The organism is Mesorhizobium sp. B2-4-14 (assembly GCF_006442155.1).
GTDB lineage: Bacteria > Pseudomonadota > Alphaproteobacteria > Rhizobiales > Rhizobiaceae > Mesorhizobium.
Window position 1 is genome coordinate 92,485 of sequence record NZ_VFVA01000023.1, and the last position, 6,311, is coordinate 98,795.

The 6,311-nt window shown below is 63.6% G+C and carries 5 protein-coding genes; 3 read left to right on the top strand and 2 right to left on the bottom strand.

Going from position 1 to position 6,311, the window contains the following annotated elements:
- Position 1 precedes the first annotated feature (1 nt).
- Together mtnA and mtnK are read right to left on the bottom strand one after the other, a co-directional pair.
- Positions 2-1,096: an S-methyl-5-thioribose-1-phosphate isomerase gene (gene mtnA, locus FJ938_RS19950; protein ID WP_140696571.1), complete on the bottom strand. Its 1,095-nt coding sequence runs from the start codon at positions 1,094-1,096 to the stop codon at positions 2-4.
- Positions 1,093-2,364, bottom strand: a complete 1,272-nt coding sequence (mtnK, locus tag FJ938_RS19955; RefSeq protein ID WP_140696574.1) for an S-methyl-5-thioribose kinase — start codon at positions 2,362-2,364, stop codon at positions 1,093-1,095. The genes mtnA and mtnK overlap by 4 nt, the downstream gene beginning before the upstream one ends.
- A gap of 137 nt (positions 2,365-2,501) precedes the next feature.
- On the opposite strand from mtnK, the gene FJ938_RS19960 reads away from it, so the two are divergent.
- From FJ938_RS19960 to FJ938_RS19970, 3 genes are all read left to right on the top strand, one after another.
- Positions 2,502-4,013, top strand: a complete 1,512-nt coding sequence (locus FJ938_RS19960) for a sugar ABC transporter ATP-binding protein (protein WP_140696576.1) — start codon at positions 2,502-2,504, stop codon at positions 4,011-4,013.
- A gap of 80 nt (positions 4,014-4,093) precedes the next feature.
- Complete coding sequence (locus FJ938_RS19965; RefSeq protein ID WP_140696579.1) at positions 4,094-5,089, top strand: ABC transporter permease; 996 nt, start codon at positions 4,094-4,096, stop codon at positions 5,087-5,089.
- 47 nt (positions 5,090-5,136) lie between these two features.
- Positions 5,137-6,189: a substrate-binding domain-containing protein gene (locus FJ938_RS19970; protein ID WP_140696582.1), complete on the top strand. Its 1,053-nt coding sequence runs from the start codon at positions 5,137-5,139 to the stop codon at positions 6,187-6,189.
- Positions 6,190-6,311 lie beyond the last annotated feature (122 nt).

The following is a 6,311-nucleotide window of genomic DNA, read 5'->3' on the forward strand; positions in this document are numbered from 1 at the left end:
GTTAGGCGCGCTCGGGGAACATCGCCTTCAGGCCGTCGCGCGAGGCCTTGGCGACGCCGCGTTCGGTGATCAGACCGGTGACCAGCCTCGCCGGTGTCACGTCGAAGGCAGGGTTTGCCGCGGGCGTCGCCTCCGGGGAGACGCGCACCTGGGCGATTTCGCCGCCGGCGGTCTTGCCCCAGACCAGCGAAACCTCGTCGGCCGAGCGCTGCTCGATCGGGATCTCCTTGAGCCCGTCATGCACCGTCCAGTCGATGGTGGGCGACGGCAGCGCGACATAGAACGGCACGTCATTGTCGGCGGCGGCCAGTGCTTTCAGATAAGTGCCGATCTTGTTGCACACATCGCCGTCGGCGGTGGTGCGGTCGGTGCCGACGATGACCATGTCGATCTCGCCACGCTGCATCAGGTGACCACCGGCATTGTCGACGATGAGCGTGTGCGGCACGCCGTGGCCTGCCATCTCCCATGCGGTCAGCTGGGCGCCCTGGTTGCGCGGCCGCGTCTCGTCGACATAGACGTGGACGGGAATGCCCGCCTCGGTCGCCAGATAGATCGGCGCGGTGGCAGTGCCATAGTCGACGGTCGCCAGCCAGCCGGCATTGCAGTGGGTCAGGATATTGACTGTCTCGCCGGGCTGCTTGCGCGCGGCGATCGCCTTGATGATGGCAAGTCCGTTTTCGCCGATGGCGCGGTTCAGCCCGACGTCCTCGTCGGCGATCTCGCTGGCGCGCCGATAGGCGGCCGCGGCACGTTGTTCTGTTGGCAGCGGGCGGAGGAAGCGCCGCATCTCGTCGAGCGCCCAGCGCAGATTGATCGCCGTCGGGCGCGTCTCGTGCAGCGTCTCCCACACGGCGTCGAGCGCCGCGTCGGATGGATCATCCGTCATCTGCATGGCAACGCCATAGGCGGCGGTGACGCCGATCAGCGGTGCGCCGCGCACCCACATGTCGCGGATGGCGGTGGCGATGCCGGAAACGGTACCGATCGTCTCGATGCGGAAATCATGCGGCAGCCAGCGCTGGTCGATGATATCGACCGAACGCCCGTCATCGCTCAGCCAGATTGTCCGGTAGTGGCGGTCGCCGACGTTCAAATTCCGCTCTCCTGTTCGATCAGCGCGGCCAAATAGTTGACCTCGTCGATGCTGTGGATCTGGCGCCGGTTGACGGCGATGTGACGGCCGAATTTCAGCGCCTTGGCTTCACAACTGGCGCGCAGGTCTTCATCGGCAATGGTTTCGAAATCGGCATTGTGGGCGAGGCCGAGGATGCGCCGGTGCACCTCGATGCCGGCAAAGCCGAGCAGGTCCGTCCAGATCTGGTGCAGCACATGGTCGAGCGCCTGCTCGGCGCCGAGCCTGTCGCCCTGATCCTCGAACAGGCTCTTCTGGTAGAGCATGCCGGTGCGCTCGGTGCGCCACAGATGCGAGAATTCGGCGCGGAACACCGCCCATGTCTCGACGATGACATCGAGCAGGTAGGCGCGCATGGCATCGCGCTTGCCCTGTTGCTCATGCCCACGCTGTGAGAAGAACGACATCCAGAAATTTGCGAGCAGCATGCCGACATCAAAGGCCATCGGGCCATAGAAGGCGAACTCCGGATCGATCATCCGGGTTTCCGTGTCGGTGACCATGATCGAGCCGGAATGCAGGTCGCCATGCAACAGCGTCTCGGCATTGGAGGCGAAAATATGCTTCAGCCGCTGCGCCTCGACTTTGAGGTCGCGGTCGGCGCGCAGTTCGGCAACCACGGCGTCGAGTTGCGGGCTGGTATGCCTGTTCATCTTCGCATCGAAATAGGGGTCCGAGAACACCAGGTTCTCGGTGATGTCACAAAGTTCGACATTGTCGGCGAACAGCGCCAGATCGGCCTTGCGATCCCTGGCTGTCATCGACAGATCGGAGCCGCGAAACAGCGTGCGGGCCATGAACACGCCGATGTCCCTGGCGATGTTCGGCAACTGCCGGCCTTCGATCAGTGCCCGCCGCAGAATGATGTGCGGCGACAGATATTCCATGATGATCAGCGCCTGGGCTTCATCGAAATGATGGATTGCCGGCACCGAGCCCGGCGCGCGCGCCTCCTGCCGGGTCAGCGCGTGATATTCGAAGAAGGAACGCTTCAGCGGCAGCGGCCAGCTGTCGCCGACCAGGCGGACATAAGGCAGGGCCTGCTTGACCACGGCGGTACCACTGGCGCCCTCGACGACGAAGACGAGGTTCAGATTGCCGTCGCCGACTTCGCGCACCTTCCATTGTGTCGCGTCCTTGCCGATTTTCGCGCACAGCGCCTCGTTCGTGCCGAGGCGCGTCGAAAGCATCTCCACAGACAATGCTTCGAACGGCAATTTTCCAGTCATTCTTCTCCCTCCCGCTTATTTGCTCCCATCATAGGGGAGCCTTGGCGGCGGGGCCAAGCTAGGAAGCTGTCTGGCAATTGTCAATCGTGTTGACAATTGCCGACATTGACCATAGCGTCACGGTCAGGGAGGAACGCATGATCGGCAATGCCGTGTTCCGCGTGGAGGGACTGAGGAAATCCTTTGGCCGCAACGAGGTGCTTGGCGGCATCTCGCTCGAGCTGCATTCCGGCGAGGTCACCGTGCTGATGGGCGCCAATGGCGCCGGCAAATCCACCCTCGTCAAGATCATCAGCGGCGTCTACGAGCGTGGCGGTGGCACCATGACGCTTGCCGGGCAGGATTTCGCGCCGAACACGCCGGCGGAAGCAATCCGCGCCGGCGTCGTTACCGTCCACCAGAACATCAATGACGGCGTGGTCGCCGACCTCGATGTCGCCACCAACCTGACCCTGGACAGGCTGAGCGGCAAAGGCGCGCCGACCCTGTTCAATCCTGCCCGCGTGCGCCGCGAGGCCAAAGCGGTCGCCGACCGCATGGGACTGGCCATCGATCTCAAGGCCCGCGTCAACGATCTGTCGCTGGCCGATCGCCAGATGGTGGCGATTGCCCGCGCGCTTGCGCATCAGCCCAAAGTGCTGATCCTTGACGAACCGACCTCATCGCTCTCAAGTGCTGAAGCCGACCGGCTGTTCGCGCTGGTCGACCGGCTGCGCGAGCAGGGCGTGGCGATCCTCTATATCTCGCATCGCATGTCGGATATCAGGCGGCTCGCCGACCGCATCGTCTCGATGCGCGACGGCGTCATTTCAGGGGTCTTCGACACTAAACCGCTCGATTATGAAGGCGCGGTCAACGCCATGCTCGGCCGCAAGATCCATCTCGACCGGATCATTGCCAGGAGTTCCGCCAAGGCGGTGCTGACCGTCGCAGGCCTTCGCATCGGGCAGGGCGCCAGGCCGATTTCGCTGACGCTTGGCGATGGCGAGGTGGTCGCCATCACCGGCCTCGTCGGCGTCGGCAAGACGGCACTCGCCGAAACGCTGTTCGGCGTGCGCCGGCCGCTCGCCGGCACCATGACGATGAACGGCAAGCCTTATGCACCGCGCTCGGCGGGCGACGCGATCGCCGCCGGTGTGTTCCTCGTTGCCAAGGACCGCGCCACCAGCGGCATCGTCGGCGGCTTCAACATCGAGCGCAATGTCAGCCTGCCGTTCCACAGGCGCATGTCGACTTTCAGCGTGCTCAAGCGCCGCCTCGAACGCACCGTCGCGCGCCGGCAGATCGAGGAACTGGGCATCGTCTGCCGCTCCGAGAAGGACGAGATGTCGGCATTGTCTGGCGGCAACCAGCAGAAGGTGATGGTCGCCCGCTGGATGGCGCAGAATGCCGCGCTGTTCATCCTCGACGAGCCGTTTCAGGGCGTCGACATTTCGGCCAGGCGCGACATCGCCGCCAAGCTACGGGCGAGCGCGAACGGCCGCGCGACGTTGCTGTTCGTTACCGAAATCGACGAGGCGCTGGAGACGGCGGACCGCATCCTGGTGATGTCGGAACACACGATCGTCGGCGAACACCGCAACGCCGATGTGGACCTCGACCGCCTGCTGGCCGAGGTCGCCGGCGGACAACTGCACAGCGCTGCCTGAGCGGGCGGCCGATGGAATTGGGATGGAGAGAGTATGGGTTCGGATCGGGTAAACAGGACAGCGGCGTCGGGATGCGCCGAATGACGCTTCGAGACTATGCCATCCGCTATGGTTTCATCGTCCTGCTGGTCGGGCTCGTCGCCTATTTCGCGATTGCCGCCGATGGGTTCGTATCACCGCAGAGTGCCGTCTTCATCTTTCAGTCAGTCGCCATCACCGGCGTGCTGGCGCTCGGCGTCACCGCCACGCTGGTCGTCGGCGGTTTCGATCTCTCGATCGGCTCGGTCGCCACCTCGGCCATGATGGCGGCCGCCTATGTCATGGTCGTGCTGGAACAGAACGCGGTCGTGGCGGTCATCGTCTGCCTGCTGATCGGCGCCATCGTCGGGCTCATCAATGGCTGGCTGATCGTCTACATGCGCGTGCCCGATCTCCTGGCGACGCTCGGCATTATGTTCCTGCTGGTCGGCCTGCAGCGCATCCCGACCGAGGGCCGCTCGATCGCCACCGGCATGACCATGCCGGATGGTTCTGTCGCCAACGGCAAGTTCGGCGACGCCTTCCTGGCGCTTGGCCGCCACCGATTCGATTTCTTCATCCCGAACCTCATTCCGGTGTCGGTGGTCGTGCTGTTGGTCCTCGCGCTGCTGATCTGGTTCTTCCTCGAATACACCCGTTTCGGCCGCATGATGTACGCCGTCGGCTCCAATGAGCGCGCCGCCGAACTCGCCGGTGCGCCTGTCAAGGCATACAAGATCTGGGCCTACGTTATTTCGGGTGTTTTTGCCTCGATCGGCGGCATTTTGCTCGCCGCACGGCTTGGACGCGGTGACATCGCCTCGGGTAATAATCTTCTGCTCGATGCCGTCGCCGCGGCGCTGATCGGCTACGCGGTGCTTGGCGCCGCCAAGCCGAACGCCTTCGGCACCGCCATCGGCGCGCTGTTCGTCGGCATCCTGCTGCAAGGCCTGACCATGATGAACGCTCCCTACTATACGCAGGATTTCGTCAAGGGCGTGGTTCTGGTCGTCGCCCTTGTCTTCACCTTTGCGCTTTCGGGCAGGGGCAGGAGATAGTTTCGGCCGGACGGTATTTTGGGTTCAACAAAAGTGGAGGAAACAAGGTGAATATCACAAGAAGACTTCTGGGGAAGGTGGCGCTCGGACTGGCCGGCGCAACTATGCTGATGCAGGTCCCGGCTTTCGCCGCGGATAAGCCGGCGCCGTTCGACAAGCCCGGCGTCAAGATCGCGCTGGTACGCTATCTCTCGACCGGCGATTTCTTCCAGGCCTATCTCTCGGGCGTCGAGGCGCAATCCAAGGCGCTCGGCATCGACCTGCGCGTGCTCGACAGCCGCCAGGACGCCGCCCTCCAGTCGGACATGGTCGACCAGGCGATCGCGCTCGGCGTGCAGGGCATCATCATCCAGCACGGCCTGACGGAATCGATGAAGGACGCCGCCCAGCGCGCGGTCGACGCCGGCATCAAGGTGGTGGCCTTCGACGTCAATGTCGAAAACCCCAAGATCCCGCAGATCGAACAGTCGGACAAGGATCTTGCCCGGCTCGCGCTCGAGCAGGCGGTCAAGGACAATGGCGAGAGCTGGAACGCCGGCTATGTCTATGTCGCCGGCATCGCGCCGCTCGACCGCCGCAACGAGACCTGGGTTGACATGAAGAAGAAATATGCGGGCATCAAGGAAGTCGCCATGTTCGGCACGCTCGACAACCCGATCGCCAATTCCGTTGCCAATCAGGCGCGTTCGGTGCTTTCGGCTCACCCCGACATCAAGGTGATGTTCGCCCCCTATGACGAATTCGCCAAGGGTGTGAAGATCGCCGTCGACGAGGCGGGGCTGAACAAGGGCATCAAGATCTACTCGGCCGATATCTCGACCTCCGATATCGCAGCGATGCGCGAACCCGACAGCGCCTGGGCCGCCACCGCCGCCACCAACCCGGCCGTCGTCGGTCAGGTCTCCGTGCGCGCGCTGGCGCAGCTCCTCGCCGGCGAAGACCCCGGCCACAACGTCATCGTGCCGCCAACGCTGATCACCCAGAAGGAGCTGATCGACAAGGACATCAAGAACATGGAAGACCTGTCGGCCAAACTGCCGCAGTTTGCCCATGCCGACGTCGCCATGCCGGCCTGGATGCCGAACCCGAACGCGAAGTAAAGCTCGTCAACACACAAAGGAAAAGGGCGGCCCGTGAGCCGCCCTTCAGACTGCTGACAAACCCCTGGCATTTGCCGGGGGTTTTTGATTCACTGGGTCATGTTGAAGCGACCCGCCCCTGA

Coding starts and splice junctions, on each gene's coding strand:
- mtnK (WP_140696574.1), bottom strand. CDS start 2,364: ATGACTGGAAAATTGCCGTTCGAAGCATTGTCTGTGGAGATGCTTTCG.
- FJ938_RS19960 (WP_140696576.1), top strand. CDS start 2,502: ATGATCGGCAATGCCGTGTTCCGCGTGGAGGGACTGAGGAAATCCTTT.
- FJ938_RS19965 (WP_140696579.1), top strand. CDS start 4,094: ATGACGCTTCGAGACTATGCCATCCGCTATGGTTTCATCGTCCTGCTG.